We start from the raw sequence: 14271 nt of genomic DNA on the forward strand, positions 1-14271 counted from the left end.
TTTGCGCCTTTCCTTCCACTCATGGTAGTCGTATGAAAAAGACAGTTTTAATTACAGGTGCTTCATCGGGCTTCGGGTTGCTGCTTGCCACTCATCTGCATCAACAAGGCTTCAACGTCGTGGGCACGAGTCGTTATCCTGAAAAATACGCGGGCAGCGTTCGGTTCAAACTACTGCGCCTGGACATCAATGACGATAGCTCTGTCCAGGCGTTCACTGACGAGCTTTTTAAACATATCACCCGATTGGACGTATTGGTCAATAACGCGGGCTATATGGTCACCGGCCTTGCCGAAGAGACACCGATAGAAACAGGTCGTCAGCAGTTCGAGACAAATTTCTGGGGCACGGTCAAAGTGACGAACGCCCTCTTGCCGTACATGCGTCGGCAGAAAAATGGGCAAATTATTACCGTCAGCTCGATGGTCGGGTTGATAGGGCCACCTAATCTGTCTTACTACGCGGCCTCCAAACACGCTGTGGAAGGCTACTTCAAGTCTTTGCGCTTTGAATTGAATCAATTCAATATCAATGTCAGCGTGATCGAACCCGGGTGGTTCAACACTAATTTGGGGAGCAATGCCCACTCGGCGACGGGCAGCAAGATCGCCGACTACGATCTTTACCGTAAAAAAGTAGACCTGGTCACCCAGAAGGGTATCGACGAGGCAGAATCACCAAAAGCCGTTGTGAACGCAATCGTCAACGTGATCGCTACAAAAAAACCACCGTTTAGCCATCCTGTTGCAAAAATGGCCGGAATGATCTTGTTCCTTCAGCACTATCTGCCGAGCGTTTTCGAGAACGCCATATTCAAAAGCATTGCCTCGGGCAAAAAGCTTTAAAGCGCCCATAACGTTCTGATTTTTAATAAGCACTCAAACAACAAGGCTTGACGCATGAAATATTACCTTTGCAAATACATCCCGCCGCGTGCAGATTTTCTGACAACCCTGACGGCTGATGAGCGTCAGTGGATGAGTCAGCACGGCAGTTATCTGAATGAGCTGCTGGAGCAGGGATTGATCGTAGCCCACGGCCCGGTGATCGATCCGGCCGGAAGCTACGGTGTTTCGCTATATCAAATCGAGGATGATCAGGACATCGCGGCGATTACGTCTCAAGACCCTGTCGTGAAGAACGGATGCGGGCACTACGAACACTACGCAATGCTTCATCTGAAAGCGCGCTGATGATCTTGCCGTGGCTGCGATGCCATCTGCTGACAGCGATGGCATCAACGGCTACCGACGCGTTTAACGTCATTCTGCCGGCGGTTTGTATCCCGCAAGCATCTTCAACACCTCACCATGTGAACCGTTTGCTTCAGCAAATCGCAAAGGCTTGGCGCGCTCCACGACAAGTTCTTGTGGGGTTGGGGAGATATCGAGCAGTTTGAAGATCTCATCCAGAAACGCTTCCAGCGGCATTGCGTGCTCGTCATTTTCCTGGCCAAGCAATGTGGTACGCACGCCCGGCGGTGCAAGCTCGATAACCTCGACCGGCGAGTCCGCCAGTTGCACCCGAAGGCTTTGAGTAAATGAGTGAACGGCCGCTTTGGTTGCGCTGTAGGTCGGTGTCGCAGGCAACGGAACGAATGCCAACGCCGAGCTGACATTAACGATTGTCGCGCTGGGCTGTTTGAGCAGATTCGGAGTAAATGCATACACCATGCGAATCGTGCCAAGCAGGTTGGTGGTCACGATATTTTCGGCGGTGCTCAGGTACTTCGCATCGGTCAGGTCCTCCCAGTGCATGATGCCCGCGTTGTTTATGAGAACGTTCAGATTCGGATGGCTGATCGCAAGCGCTTCGCTGCTGTGCTGGATGGAGTGTGGATCGGTGACGTCGAGCACTACTGATTCAATACCTGGATGTTCCGATACGATCTTGTCCAGCAGGGCCTTGCGACGACCCGCGATGATGACTTTATTGCCCGCCTTGTGAAGCCTGAGGGCCAGACCAAGGCCGATGCCTGAGGTGCCGCCGGTAACCAGAATCGTATTGCCAGTGCCGTTCATAGTAGACTCCAGAAATGATGCGTAAGCGGACAGGTGTCCACTTGCGGCAAATTACCGGACAACTGTCCGTTTAGCAATACGCACAAGGAAAATCGTTGCTCATGACTGACGAGTTGGTGATGCGTTCTGACGCCAGGAAAAACCGGGAACGGATACTGGAAGTCGCGGTGGTGGAGTTGACGGCTGATCCTGCGGTTCCGCTGAGCACGATTGCGAAGAAGGCCGCGGTAGGGCAGGGCACGTTTTATCGCCACTTCCCTACCCGAGAGAAACTGGTATTCGAGGTTTATCAGTTCGAAATGCAGCAAGTGGCTTCATTGGCAGAAACACTGCTCGCCACCAAACCACCCAAAGACGCACTACGGGAGTGGATGGACTGCCTTGTTGAATATGCGATGACCAAGGCGGGTCTCGCCATCGCGATACGACAGGCTGCATCTGTGTATGAGTTTCCAGGGCAGACGGGATACGTGCCGGTTCAGGCGGCTGCCGAGCTGCTTTTAAGGGCTAATGAAAGAGCCGGAACAATCCGTAGCGGGATTACTGCCGACGACTTTTTTCTGGCCATCGCAGGTATATGGCAAGTGGATTCTCAAAGCCAATGGCGCTTGCGCATCGCCAGATTGATGAACCTGGTAATGGACGGCCTGTGTGCTGGCAGCCCCGAAAGCCTGAACAAAACGATTGGCGTTAAAACCGCAGACCCGTAACCGGGCATGCGGTATTTGAACAACGTGCACGAGGCGCGTTTGAGATTACTTTTGCGCCAGCAGTGCCTTGCGCGCCTTTTTTTCATCTTTCATGGCGGCGATTTCACGCTCGCAGGCCTCGACATCGAACGAGTTGTCCCACTTGGCAATGGCGATGGTGCCGATGCCATTACCGATCAGGTTGGTCACGGCCCGCGCTTCGTTCAGGAACCGGTCGATGCCAAGAAGTAAAACGAGTCCTACCAGTGGAATGGAGTGGATGGTTGTAAGCGTTGCCGCCAGTGTTACAAACCCTGCACCCGCCACGCCCGCTGATCCTTTTGAAGTCAGCAGGAATACACCGAGCAGAATCATCTGATCCACAAAGGTCAGTGGTGTGTTGGTCGCCTGGGCGATAAAGATCGCGGCCATGGTGAGGTAGATGCAAGTGCCGTCCGCATTGAAGGTGTATCCCGTTGGCAACACCATGCCCACTACCGATTTTTTGCAGCCCAGTTTTTCAAGCTTCACCATCATTCGCGGCAGCACGGCTTCCGTCGAGCAGGTGCCAAGCGTGATGAGAATTTCATCCTTGAAGTAACGCAGGAATTGCATGAGCGGCATGCCCGACCATCTGGCAACCGTACCCAACACAACGACGATGAAAATCAGGGTTGTGACATAGAGGGCGACCAGTAATTGACCGAGTGACAGCAACGTACCAATTCCGTACTTGCCGATCGTGAATGCCATTCCTGCACCCGCACCCAGCGGGGCCAGGCGCATGACCATGGCGACGATCTTGAACAAGCCTTGCAGGAACAGATCGATGGTATTGATCAGCGGCTTGCTGGTTTCGCCCATTTGAACCAGAGCGACGCCCATCAACACCGAAAGCAGAATGACCTGCAACATGACGCCATTGGAGAACGCGCCCATGAACGTGTGCGGGATAATGTTGAGAAAGAAATCAACAGTGCCGCCTTGGTCACTGGCAGCCTGGCTGTACTTGCTGATAGCACTGCCATCAAGTGCGCTGACGTTGATATTCATCCCGACGCCAGGCTTCACAATGTTGACCATAACCAGACCGATCACCAGCGCAATGGTTGAAAGAATCTCGAAGTAGATCAGCGCTTTCACGCCAATCCGCCCGACCTCCTTGATGCTGCCCATCTTGGCGATACCGACAACCACCGTACCGAAAATGATGGGCGCCAACAGCATCTTGATCAGTTTGATGAAACCATCGGCAAAGGGCTGAAGCTTGGCGCCGACATCGGGCACGAAGTAACCGATTGCTGCGCCGATCACGATGCCGATCAGCACTTGTACATACAGCTGGCCGTACCAGCGGGACCTGGAAGTTTTCACGCAAGCACCTCATTTTATTGTTGTGATGGGCAGGTGGCGTGGCGTCGTTGGGTGACGCCTGATTCTGCGGCCTCTTTCAACGAGACCGCAGATAGAGATTGATCAGCCTTCGCCCAACTCGCGCATGACGGCGTACAACGCGGACTTGGCTTCGAAGCCGACACCTGGAATATCCGGCAGGCCGACATAACCGTTCTCGACCTTGATCCCGTCAGCAAAACCGCCGAAAGGCTGAAACACATCCGGGTAAGATTCGTTGCCGCCCAGGTGCAAGCCGGCTGCGATGTTCAGGGACATCTGGTGGCCACCATGCGGCACCACGCGGCGGGAAGACCAACCCATTTCTTCCATCACCTTCAAGGTGCGCATGTATTCCACAAGCCCGTAAGACAGCGCACAGTCGAATTGCAGGTAGTCGCGATCAGGGCGCATGCCGCCGTGGCGTAGGAGGTTGCGGGCATCCTGGTGGGAGAACAGATTTTCCCCGGTCGCCATCGGCAGTTCATAGTGATTGGCAAGTTCGGCCTGCAACGCGTAGTCCAGCGGATCACCGACCTCTTCGTACCAGAAGAGGTTGTACTTCTTGATGGCTTCGGCGTAGGCAATACCGGTCTGAAGATCGAAACGACCATTGGCATCGACCGCCAGCCGACGACCGTCCCCAACCACTTCAAGCACCGCTTCGATGCGACGAATATCTTCGTCGAGTGGCACCGCACCGATCTTCATCTTGACGACGTCGTAGCCACGGTCCAGATAGCTCTGCATTTCTGCCTTGAGCTTGGTCTGGTCTTTGCCAGGGTAGTAGTAGCCACCTGCTGCGTAGACCCAGACCTTGTCGTCGGCCACGCCGTCGCGGTAGCGGTCAGCCAGCAGCCGGTACAAAGGTTTACCTTCAATCTTGGCGACAGCGTCCCACACCGCCATGTCGAGGGTGCCCACTGCAACCGAGCGCTCACCGTGGCCGCCGGGCTTCTCGTTGGTCATCAGGGCTTTCCAGATGGCGAATGGGTCCAGGTTGTTGTTTGCATGGTCGATGAGCGTGTCCGGGTCAGCTTCGGTAATACGCGCCAGGAAACGATCACGCATCAGCGCGCCCTGACCGTAGCGACCATTGGAGTTGAAACCGTAGCCGATAACAGGTTTGCCGTCGCGAATCACATCGGTAATGACCGCGACGACCGAGCAGGTCATTTTCGAAAAGTCGATGTAGGCGTTGGCAATCGGGGAGGCGATAGAAACCGTTTTTTCACGAATGTCTACGATGCGCATGAGGGGGGCCTCTTGTTGTTTGTGGCCCCACGTTAGGCGTTGCGACGCCACCCGCCCAATGCTATTAATGCCGCACCCTATGCACAGGAGGCATGGCCCTTGGAACTGGTTTGGCTTGAAGATCTTTCAGCGCTTGCGGAGTACGGCAGCTTTGTTCGTGCCGCGCAGGCACGCCATGTCACCCAGCCGGCCTTCAGCCGCAGAGTTCGGTCACTGGAGAACTGGATGGGGGTTGCGCTATTTGTCCGCACACCTCAAGGCGCAACCCTCACCGAGGCCGGAAGGCAGATCTTGCCCAGCGCCCAGGAAGCCGCTCGACACTTGTACCGGATGCGCAGTGAGGCCCAGGAAGTTGCTGGCGTGGCAGCCAAGTCACTCAACTTCGCGGCAACCCACTCGCTGTCGTTCACCTTCTTCCCCAAGTGGCTGCGAAGCTCGGAAAGCGGAGCGCTTATCGAAGCCGTGCAGTTGCATTCCGACAGCATGGCGGTCTGCGAGCAAATGCTGATACATGGCCAAGTGCAGTTTTTGCTCTGCCACCGCCACCCCGACGTACCGCCTTTACTGGCCCCGGATCAGTTCATCAGCAAGAAGGTGGGCGAGGACGTTCTCGTACCGCTTGCAAGCGCTTCCACCCACTTCGGCACCTCACCTGCGGCATTGCCCTACCTCGCGTACACCCATGAATCCGGACTGGGACGCATCGTCGCCCACAGACTGCGTGGCAAGGAAGATTACCTTCACCTCAAGCCCCTGTTCAGCAGCCACCTTGCGGCGGTACTCATGTCCATGGCCCTGGAAAGTAAGGGCGTGGCGTGGCTACCCAAGAGCCTCACCGAACAGGAAGTTCAGGACGGGCGCTTGGTCAGAGCGCTTGATGAGAGCTGGGATATACCGCTGGAGATTCATTTGACTAGGCCGAAGGCAGTGCTTAGTCAGTCTGCGGAAGAGTTCTGGGGGAGGGCGGGGTGGTGAAGTGGTGTTCTCCCGCCAGATTGTTCAATGCGCGCTCCGCTTGTTTCTGAGTAATCTGCGCCAGAATACCTGCCTTGGTCGATGTGCTTTCTGGGTCACCATGTCGAGGATATTCCGCAATCAAACCCAACTCGCGCTATGGACGTTCGGGTGGTACTTGCTAATGAGAGAGTACTTATAGTTCAATTGCTGTGGTATTATTTAGCCATTATTCTTTTAATTTGACCAAGTGAGTTCTTGATGGCAACTGATAAAAATGATTTTGACGATTGGCTAAAGGAAAAGCTCTATCGCGATCTATTATTTCGTGCAGTGGTTTGGGCGTCCATTTCAGTGCTTGCGGCTTACTATGCCATAGACGCGTTGGGCATTAAGCCCTTAGATTACTTTGATCGGATGCAGCAATCACTTGGCAGGATGATTAACGGCCTGGGGTCGGTGTCTTTGCTACTTTGCCTCCCTGCGCTGTTTTTCAAAGACCTGGAGGCCTCTGTCCAAAAACCAAAGTCTAGAGAGTTTATGAAAGGGCGTGTTGCCGGGTTTGTACGAAGGCTTGCTGGTGATCTGTCTTTGTGGTCGTTAGGTGCCCTGATTACTGTGTTTTCCTCTTTTATTCTTGTCTTAAGCCGGGTTGAAGTTAAATGCACCGACTATGCTGCTGTCGTGTCGTTCAGCTCCACACTGCTTGTTTTGATTTGTGCTATCGGGGTTATGAATTTTTTGGTCAGGCGTGTCGGCCCCTCACCCATCCTCCAGCTCACCCGTAACCTCAAGCTTCTTGTGCCTGCTTATCTGATTTGTATGGCAGCATTCATGTACGTTGGGTACAAGTCCCTTATGTCTAGCTGACCGCCTGGTGTGCAGTCTCAAAATAAAAGCTCTTTAGGTAGAGGGTTTTTCATAGAATATTCAGCTGGATAGATACGCCTGCCAGGCACGTTTATTTTGAGATAGCACACTAGCAAATCATCGCCACTCAGAGAACAGGGAGCAATCTGATTTAAAGATTTCGGAGCCTTTGAAAGTTGTTGAGTATAATCGGGCTGCATCTTCAGGTTAACCCATGACCGCTTCCAGCGTGACCCCCCCGTATTTCACTGAGCCCTAGTGCGCTCGCCAGTACGTCACTAGATAGTTGAACGTGTCCAGGTAGAACGCCTCCTCATTGTTCACTTCAGCACCGCACCTACGAGCCATGGTGAAAAAGCCGACGCCTGGCTTCCAGTCTTCTTGATGCACAACAAGTGCAGTCAGGAAGCCTCGTCCCTCGGCATACTCCTCCGTCGAGATTTCATCGAGCAGGAAGCTGAGCCGGTGATCATCGTGTGCGATGGCTAATGGGAGCTGGGCTACGAAGTCTCTGTATGTAATTAGCTCACGGCTTCTCAGCCGAGCTCGCCTGATCAGAATTTCTCGTGCAGCGGCTTTCGCCTGCGCCCAATCGGAGTCCGGGAAGCCGTGGGTATGCCCAATCATGACTGCTTGCTCGGATCAAGCTCTAGGTAAACCTCGTCCGCATTCATGACCATGATTTGCGGATTGAGGTCGTGCAGGTGGTGGAGCTTTGCATGCTCTTCAAGCGTATTCACTAATGCTACGAAGACGAACTTGTTGGTGACTTTCTGTCCCTGGCGCAGGTAGAACATCGCATGGGGAAGATCACGTTGGGTGCCATCGCGAGTCGTGATCGTCCGGGTAACTCCGACTTTTTCTAGTAGCTCATGGACTTGATCGTAGTGACGCTCATGGCTCAGCTGGATGCGAATGATGAACTCTTTCGAGTCAGGTGGCGAAGCGAGCGTATGAGGCTTGCTCTCATCTGCTTCGAGGCGAGCCAATAGCTGCTGTGCCTGGCTCTGTTTGTAGTTGCGAACAATATTATCGACTGACATCAGAAACATTCCTTGGAAGTGACGTAGGGCTGCTCGGGCTCCGCATTGAGCGCTTGCCTGAATGTACTCATTTCTTTGGCATTGTCCAGCTCAGAGGGCGGGTAGTGTCCGAACCCTCGTCATCCATGACGAAGATGAGGTCGATCAGGCGAATGCGGTCAAGGTGCTTGTATACCCTGTCAGGCTTTGCAAGGTTCGATGTGCGTGCCTGGCAGAATTCGCGTACTGGACTTCGGCGTTAATCGAGGTAATGCAAGGCGAGTTTGGTTAGCTTGAAACGTGAATGCGCAGTTCTTCCTAGCGATTTCAAAAACGTTTCGTCAGCGTGCTTTCGGCGCCAGCACTACACGGATTCGTTAGGCCGACTCCCCAACCCAACCCGCATATCCGCCCCACTCGGCTGCTGATACAAACTCAACCCGAACTCCGGCATCACCGTAATCAGATAATCAAAAATATCCCCCTGTATCCGCTCGTAATCCACCCACACCGTCGTACGCGTGAAGCAGTAGATTTCCAGCGGGATGCCCTGCGAAGTCGGCTCCAGTTGGCGAACCATGCAGGTCATGCCGGAGTTGATGTCCACGTGGCTTTTCACGTACGCCAGGGCGTAGGCGCGGAAGGTGCCGATGTTGGTCATGCGTCGGCGGTTGGCGGACATTTGGGCGACGTTGCCTTGCGCTTCGTTCCAGGCCAGCAGTTCGGCTTGTTTGCGGCCGATGTAGTCGGTGAGCAGGTGGATTTGCATGAGTTGTTGTTCTTCATCGTCGCGTACGAAGCGCACGCCGCTGGCGTCGATGAACAGGCTGCGTTTGATGCGCCGTCCGCCGGATTGCTGCATGCCGCGCCAGTTGCGGAACGACTCTGACATCAAGCGCCAGGTCGGGATGGAGACGATGGTTTTGTCGAAGTTCTGCACCTTCACGGTATGCAGGGTGATGTCCACCACGTCGCCATCGGCGCCCACTTGCGGCATTTCGATCCAGTCGCCGACGCGCAGCATGTCGTTGCTGGTCAGCTGTACGCTGGCGACGAACGACAGCAGGGTGTCTTTGTAGACCAACAGAATGACCGCCGACATGGCGCCGAGGCCTGACAGCAGCAACAGCGGCGAACGGTCGATCAGTGTGGCGACGATGATGATCGCGGCGAACACATACAGAATCATCTTCGACAGTTGCACGTAGCCCTTGATCGAGCGGGTGCGGGCGTGCTCGGTGCGGGCGTAGATGTCCAGCAGGGCGTTGAGCAGTGCGCCGATGGCCAGGGTCATGAACAGAATGGTGAACGCCATGGCCAGGTTGCCGATGACGTTCTTGCCCGTGGCGGTCAGGCCGGGCACCAGGTTGAGCCCGAACTGGACAACCAGCGAAGGCACCATTTGCGCCAGTCGGTGGAAAACCTTGTTATGGCGAAAATCGTTGATCCAGTGCAACGACGGCTGACGACCGAGCATCCTGACGGTGTACAGCACCACAAAGCGCGCCACGCGGCCGAGCACCAGCGCGGTGGTCAGCAACAGGATCAGCGCCAGCCCGGTGCGCACCCACGGATGCTGGTCGAGCATGCCCCATAGTTCCTGAGTACGAAGCCAAAGCGATTGAATATCCATGAAACCCGAAGCCCGAGAGTGAAGAGGGGGCGTGATTAAAACATTTACCGGTTCGGACAGGGCGGTCTATAAACACGAAGTAAACGTTGGCCAATGATTTCAAAGTGTATCGGCAAGCCCATTGTTGAACTTCAACGTCGCGAGTTACGCGGGCTTGATCGTATTGATGAGCCCAGCTCACATGCATATGCAGGATCAGTGAGGTAGTCGCCGGGTCTGACGGCAGTTAGATTCGCGCCGAGCCAATCAAGCAGGATCAGCCGATGGCTACCGAATGCATCAATACTATTGAAATACGCCTGGTCGAGCCGTTGGACTCGACGTTCGCACAGACCGCCCGGACTTACATCGACGGCCTTCAGGCCGCTTGTGGATGCCTCGATTACACATTGACGCGCAGCCCTCAAGAGGCGGGGCTCTGGCGGCTTACCGGCTATTGGGAAAGTGAATCCCTGATGAACCGGTCTTTCGATGACGCGCCAATGATGCAGTTGCTCGATTACCTGATCGACACAGGCGCGAGCCTAAGTTTTGGGAGTTTCGTTTCTCGGGTTACTGCAGCTCACGGCAACTGACGCAGCATCACGGATCAGGGTGATGGCTGCCTTGTTTTCCATCGCGGGGCCGTGGGCGAAACCCGAGCGCAACACGCCTTCGGGCCTGATACGTCTGAGTGCGTCCGAGTCGTCCTTCATGCTGTTGATACGCCACGTCATGCCCCGCTTTTTGAAGGACAACCCACAGATCCATATCGAGTGTGTGGCGGACACTCGCCTGGTCGATATCGTCGCAGACGGGTTTGATGCGGGTGTCCGGCTATTTGGCGATGTGCCGCACAACATGCTTGCCGGCACTGACACGCCGAGCGATGGCCTGGCCAATCGATCCCGCGCCGATGACTACTGTTACCTCGGTCATTTACTTCTTCTCAAGAGGGGTAGGGCACCACTCTAGGGCACTGGCGAAGCATTGATTAGCCAGAGATACTTGCCTGGCCCTGTGAACACCATTCACTAACAGGCTGGTCGGGCTGAAGTACACTCATCACTCATTATCAAGGGAGTTGCGTCTTGCATTTATCCATCGTTCAACGCTGCGCGTCACGTCTCGGGTTGCAGGCCTTGTGGGTACTTGTCGGGTTGGCCTCGTCTACCCTGGCCAGTGCAGCCGTTGCGCCGGCGACCTATGGTGAGATGGACGCTGCAGGCTTTGCGGGCGTGACCAGGGACAGCTACACCTTGCAGGACTTTTCTGATCGATACCGGGCCACGCTGGAAATTTCCACCAAGGACGACGTGTTTCGTCCTGGCGTCATCAACGTTTACGACAAGGCCAGCGGCAAAGCCTTGATCCGCGTACAGTCCGATGAGCTGGTGCTTGGCACTGACCCGAAAACCGGTGAGGTCAAGACCAATGTGCACGAGTTGCCTTACGGCGAGCAGAGCGTATTGATCTATCAGGATTTCAATTTCGATGGCATCAAGGACCTGGCCTTGATGGACGGTCAGAACAGCTGCTATCACGGCCCCTCGTATCAGGTCTTTCTCGGCACGGCTGACGGTTTGCGGCACAGCGATTCGTTTACCGAGCTGGCGCAAAGTAACTGCGGCCTGTTCAGCGTGGATGAGAAAACCCGTACGGTCGAGACCATGACCAAAAGCGGTTGCTGCTGGCACCAGATGTCTACTTACGGCATCCATAACGGTGAGCCGGTTCTGGAGACGCAAACAGTCATTGAACACACCGGCGGGTCGGGGCTGCCGACTGAAACGGTGGGCCGCAATCAGAATGGAAAAATGACCTACACCACCCGCATTGTCTGGGAAGAAGACGAACAGCGTGAAACGCTCTTGTCGTTCAGGCTTGCGCCGTCCGGCAAACGGATTGTCCTGTTTCGCTCCGAGTTTGCGGAGCCGGTTTATTACGCTGCAGTGGACAGCAAGAATTTGGTCGGGCTGGTGTATCCCCAGGCCGAAGGTGAGCAACTGAAGTACGACGACGCCACTCACGCATTGAGCTTCGTGCGCGGCGACACCACTTACCGGATTGTGGGCGATGCGCAGGGCGCGCCAACCGGCATGCAAGTGATTGTGCGCGGCAAAACCACCGAACTTAAACTGCTCGCCGAGCCTGCCGAAGGCTCGCTGAACAAGGTCGCAGAAGCTATAAAGGCTGCGCAGTAAAACGAGCTGCTAGCCGCGATACCTCACCGCCTCGACAAACGCCGTAAACGCTGGCGACGCCTGACGCCGGTTCGGGTAATACAAATGAAAGCCTTCAAAGTACGGGCTCCAGTCCACCAGTACTTCTTTCAGACGGCCGCTTTCGAGGTGCGGTCGGGCCAGTGAAATTGGCACGTAGGCCAGGCCCACGCCGTCGAGTGCGGCGTTGAGGACGTGGATCATGCTGTTGGACGTGAACTGGCCATTGACCCGGATGTTCAGTTTGCGGCTGTCTTTTTCGAACTCCCAGGCATAGCAACTTCCGTTCGGGGAATGGCGGATGTTGATGCAGGTGTGCTGAGTCAGGTCCTGGGGTTGCAGCGGCACGGGATGGTTCTCGAAGTAGCCAGGCGCCCCGACCACTGACAAGCGCCAGTCCGGCCCCAGACGCACGGCGATCATGTCCTTGCTGATGGATTCACCCAGGCGAATGCCCGCGTCGAAACGTTCGCTGACAATGTTGGTGAAGCCGTAGTCGATGCAGACTTCGATCTGGATATCCGGGTACTGCGCAAGAAACCCCGCCAGCATGGGCCGAAGGATGCCTTCTGCGGCGTCATCGGAACAGGTGATGCGGATGGTGCCAGCGGGTTTGTCGCGCAGCTCGCCCAATACTTCGACTTCTGCGGCGATCTGATCCAGCAGCGGCCCTATTGAGCGCATCAACTGTTCGCCCGCTTCGGTGGGGGCCACGTTGCGTGTGGTTCTGGCCAGCAGGCGCAAGCCCATGCGCTCTTCAAGCGCTCGCATTGTGTGGCTCAGGGCCGAGGGCGTGATACCCAGTTTGATGGCGGCCTTGGTAAAGCTCTGCTCCCGTGCAACCAGCAGGAAGGCTTGCAGATCGTTGAGTTTGGGTATGCTCATTGCTGAATATCTCTCACAATCGCGTGGGAATTGCGGTATCTAATCATCCTAATCCCTTTGCCCTAACCTGTGCCGACTATTTTGCTATTCGCCAGGTCAGTGACGCATGAACGCATTTGAATCAACCCCGCAGCAGACAACGGCAACGGCTCACCCGCCTGCCTGGGGCGCCGTGTTTTCCATGGCCCTGTGTGTGGTGGTGCTGATTGCGTCGGAGTTCATGCCGGTCAGCCTGCTGACACCGATCGCGCAGGATCTCGGCATCAGCCAGGGCCAGGCCGGGCAGGCGATTTCGATTTCCGGCTTTTTTGCCGTATTGACCAGCCTGCTGAACACCTCGTTGACCGGGCATCTTGACCGCAAGCATGTCCTGCTGGGCTTCAGCCTGTTGTTGCTGGTGTCCGGGGTGATCGTCACGCTGGCGTCCAGCGGCTGGCTATTCATGACCGGCCGTGCATTGCTCGGGGTCGCCATCGGCGGCTTCTGGTCGATGTCGACAGCGACCGTGATGAAACTGGTGCCCAAAGAATCCGTCGCCAAGGGCCTGGCGCTGATCAACGGCGGCAACGCGCTGGCGGCCACTGTGGCTGCGCCGTTGGGCAGTTTCATGGGCCAGTACATTGGCTGGCGTGGCGCTTTTTTTCTGGTTGTCCCGCTCGCCGCACTAGCTTTCGTCTGGCAATGGCTGAGCCTTCCGGCGATGAACAACGCGCCGAACAGTCGGGCGCGTAACCCGTTTCAACTGCTGCGCACTCCGCAGATCGCCATTGGCATGGCCGCCATCATGCTGCTGTTCATGGGCCAGTTCGCCGTCTTCACTTACTTGCGCCCGTTTCTGGAAGACGTCACCGGCGTAAGCGTCACCACCCTGTCGCTGATGCTGCTGTTGCTGGGTGCCAGCGGGTTGCTCGGGACTTACCTGATTGGCGGGCTGTTGCAAAAACGCATTTATGCCTGGCTGATCGCGATTCCGCTGGTGATGGCGGTGCTTGCAGCGGCACTCGTCGGCCTGGGCCATTCGCCGCTGGCCGTCGCCGCCGTGCTTGCTGCCTGGGGGCTGATCGCCACGCCAGCACCTGTTGCCTGGGGCCTGTGGTTGAGCAGAGCACTGCCCGACGATGCCGAGGCAGGCGGCGGGCTAATGGTCGCAACCATTCAGATGGCAATCACGGCGGGTGCGGGCGTAGGGGGGGCGCTGTTCGACAACCTCGGCTGGTGGAGCCCGTTCACGCTCGGTGGCGTGCTGCTGGCGGCTTCGGCCGCGCTTGCCGGGGCGGCACGACTTAACGCTCGTACTGATCAACAACGCCCCACGTAAGCGCTGAACAAAACCACGCTGGTCAATCATTC

Annotated in this window: 15 protein-coding genes and 2 pseudogenes; 9 read left to right on the top strand and 8 right to left on the bottom strand. The window is 56.0% G+C overall.

Annotation, left to right across the window (positions count from 1 at the left end; translation table 11 throughout):
• Window positions 1–32: 32 nt before the first annotated feature.
• Complete coding sequence (locus QRN38_RS15145; protein WP_057417457.1) at window positions 33–845, top strand: SDR family NAD(P)-dependent oxidoreductase; 813 nt, start codon at window positions 33–35, stop codon at window positions 843–845.
• A 54-nt stretch (window positions 846–899) separates the two neighbouring features.
• A complete protein-coding gene (locus QRN38_RS15150) occupies window positions 900–1193 on the top strand; it encodes a YciI family protein (RefSeq protein WP_005767500.1) in 294 nt (97 codons plus the stop codon).
• A 69-nt stretch (window positions 1194–1262) separates the two neighbouring features.
• On the opposite strand, the gene QRN38_RS15155 is transcribed toward QRN38_RS15150, so the two are convergent.
• Entirely contained in the window at window positions 1263–2021 is a 759-nt protein-coding gene (locus QRN38_RS15155) for an SDR family oxidoreductase (RefSeq protein WP_007245738.1), read from the bottom strand.
• 101 nt (window positions 2022–2122) lie between these two features.
• Between QRN38_RS15155 and QRN38_RS15160 the strand changes: the two genes are divergently transcribed.
• Entirely contained in the window at window positions 2123–2731 is a 609-nt protein-coding gene (locus QRN38_RS15160) for a TetR/AcrR family transcriptional regulator (protein WP_057418478.1), read from the top strand.
• A 45-nt stretch (window positions 2732–2776) separates the two neighbouring features.
• Here the strand turns inward: QRN38_RS15160 and dctA are convergent, their stop codons facing one another.
• Entirely contained in the window at window positions 2777–4084 is a 1308-nt protein-coding gene (dctA, locus tag QRN38_RS15165) for a C4-dicarboxylate transporter DctA (protein WP_057418479.1), read from the bottom strand.
• Window positions 4085–4186: 102 nt separating this feature from the next.
• Window positions 4187–5356: a mandelate racemase/muconate lactonizing enzyme family protein gene (locus tag QRN38_RS15170; RefSeq protein ID WP_005767507.1), complete on the bottom strand. Its 1170-nt coding sequence runs from the start codon at window positions 5354–5356 to the stop codon at window positions 4187–4189.
• 99 nt (window positions 5357–5455) lie between these two features.
• Between QRN38_RS15170 and QRN38_RS15175 the strand changes: the two genes are divergently transcribed.
• Together QRN38_RS15175 and QRN38_RS15180 are read left to right on the top strand one after the other, a co-directional pair.
• Window positions 5456–6331 (top strand): LysR family transcriptional regulator, encoded by an 876-nt coding sequence (locus tag QRN38_RS15175; RefSeq protein WP_005767508.1) that lies wholly within the window; start codon window positions 5456–5458, stop codon window positions 6329–6331.
• Window positions 6332–6571: 240 nt separating this feature from the next.
• On the top strand, window positions 6572–7180 hold the full coding sequence (locus QRN38_RS15180) for a hypothetical protein (RefSeq protein WP_024680610.1): 609 nt from the start codon (window positions 6572–6574) through the stop codon (window positions 7178–7180).
• A gap of 255 nt (window positions 7181–7435) precedes the next feature.
• Here the strand turns inward: QRN38_RS15180 and QRN38_RS15185 are convergent, their stop codons facing one another.
• The 3 genes from QRN38_RS15185 to QRN38_RS15195 all read right to left on the bottom strand — a co-directional run bounded on the left by QRN38_RS15185 (window position 7436) and on the right by QRN38_RS15195 (window position 9835).
• Window positions 7436–7807 (bottom strand): hypothetical protein, encoded by a 372-nt coding sequence (locus QRN38_RS15185; protein ID WP_057418480.1) that lies wholly within the window; start codon window positions 7805–7807, stop codon window positions 7436–7438.
• A complete protein-coding gene (locus tag QRN38_RS15190; RefSeq protein WP_057418481.1) occupies window positions 7804–8223 on the bottom strand; it encodes a hypothetical protein in 420 nt (139 codons plus the stop codon). Before QRN38_RS15190 ends, QRN38_RS15185 begins: the two co-directional genes overlap by 4 nt.
• A gap of 343 nt (window positions 8224–8566) precedes the next feature.
• Window positions 8567–9835 carry a mechanosensitive ion channel family protein gene (locus tag QRN38_RS15195; protein WP_057418483.1) on the bottom strand — a complete coding sequence of 423 codons (1269 nt, stop codon included), beginning with the start codon at window positions 9833–9835 and terminating at the stop codon, window positions 8567–8569.
• A 263-nt stretch (window positions 9836–10098) separates the two neighbouring features.
• Between QRN38_RS15195 and QRN38_RS15200 the strand changes: the two genes are divergently transcribed.
• Together QRN38_RS15200 and QRN38_RS28030 are read left to right on the top strand one after the other, a co-directional pair.
• Window positions 10099–10410, top strand: coding sequence for an antibiotic biosynthesis monooxygenase (locus QRN38_RS15200; protein WP_010202291.1), 312 nt, complete (start codon window positions 10099–10101; stop codon window positions 10408–10410).
• Window positions 10411–10474: 64 nt separating this feature from the next.
• Window positions 10475–10684 (top strand): annotated as a pseudogene (locus QRN38_RS28030) (LysR substrate-binding domain-containing protein); the annotation flags it as partial.
• Here QRN38_RS28030 and QRN38_RS15205 read toward each other — a convergent pair.
• Window positions 10670–10753, bottom strand: a pseudogene (locus tag QRN38_RS15205) (SDR family oxidoreductase); the annotation flags it as partial. The pseudogenes QRN38_RS28030 and QRN38_RS15205 overlap by 15 nt on opposite strands.
• A 152-nt stretch (window positions 10754–10905) precedes the next feature.
• Between QRN38_RS15205 and QRN38_RS15210 the strand changes: the two are divergent.
• Window positions 10906–12018: an XAC2610-related protein gene (locus QRN38_RS15210; protein WP_057418484.1), complete on the top strand. Its 1113-nt coding sequence runs from the start codon at window positions 10906–10908 to the stop codon at window positions 12016–12018.
• A gap of 9 nt (window positions 12019–12027) precedes the next feature.
• On the opposite strand, the gene QRN38_RS15215 is transcribed toward QRN38_RS15210, so the two are convergent.
• Window positions 12028–12921, bottom strand: a complete 894-nt coding sequence (locus tag QRN38_RS15215; protein ID WP_057418485.1) for a LysR family transcriptional regulator — start codon at window positions 12919–12921, stop codon at window positions 12028–12030.
• Between the two features lie 106 nt (window positions 12922–13027).
• On the opposite strand from QRN38_RS15215, the gene QRN38_RS15220 reads away from it, so the two are divergent.
• Window positions 13028–14239 (top strand): MFS transporter, encoded by a 1212-nt coding sequence (locus QRN38_RS15220; RefSeq protein ID WP_057418486.1) that lies wholly within the window; start codon window positions 13028–13030, stop codon window positions 14237–14239.
• The last annotated feature ends 32 nt before the right edge of the window (window positions 14240–14271 follow it).

It is taken from the genome of Pseudomonas sp. CFBP2511 (assembly GCF_030209255.1).
Classification (GTDB): domain Bacteria; phylum Pseudomonadota; class Gammaproteobacteria; order Pseudomonadales; family Pseudomonadaceae; genus Aquipseudomonas; species Aquipseudomonas avellanae.

Bases quoted from the DNA above. Each gene is read 5' to 3' on its own strand.
- QRN38_RS15145 (WP_057417457.1), top strand. From the start codon at position 33: ATGAAAAAGACAGTTTTAATTACAGGTGCTTCATCGGGCTTCGGGTTG.
- QRN38_RS15150 (WP_005767500.1), top strand. From the start codon at position 900: ATGAAATATTACCTTTGCAAATACATCCCGCCGCGTGCAGATTTTCTG.
- QRN38_RS15155 (WP_007245738.1), bottom strand. From the start codon at position 2,021: ATGAACGGCACTGGCAATACGATTCTGGTTACCGGCGGCACCTCAGGC.
- QRN38_RS15160 (WP_057418478.1), top strand. From the start codon at position 2,123: ATGACTGACGAGTTGGTGATGCGTTCTGACGCCAGGAAAAACCGGGAA.
- QRN38_RS15170 (WP_005767507.1), bottom strand. From the start codon at position 5,356: ATGCGCATCGTAGACATTCGTGAAAAAACGGTTTCTATCGCCTCCCCG.
- QRN38_RS15180 (WP_024680610.1), top strand. From the start codon at position 6,572: ATGGCAACTGATAAAAATGATTTTGACGATTGGCTAAAGGAAAAGCTC.
- QRN38_RS15185 (WP_057418480.1), bottom strand. From the start codon at position 7,807: ATGATTGGGCATACCCACGGCTTCCCGGACTCCGATTGGGCGCAGGCG.
- QRN38_RS15190 (WP_057418481.1), bottom strand. From the start codon at position 8,223: ATGTCAGTCGATAATATTGTTCGCAACTACAAACAGAGCCAGGCACAG.
- QRN38_RS15195 (WP_057418483.1), bottom strand. From the start codon at position 9,835: ATGGATATTCAATCGCTTTGGCTTCGTACTCAGGAACTATGGGGCATG.
- QRN38_RS15200 (WP_010202291.1), top strand. From the start codon at position 10,099: ATGGCTACCGAATGCATCAATACTATTGAAATACGCCTGGTCGAGCCG.
- QRN38_RS15215 (WP_057418485.1), bottom strand. From the start codon at position 12,921: ATGAGCATACCCAAACTCAACGATCTGCAAGCCTTCCTGCTGGTTGCA.
- QRN38_RS15220 (WP_057418486.1), top strand. From the start codon at position 13,028: ATGAACGCATTTGAATCAACCCCGCAGCAGACAACGGCAACGGCTCAC.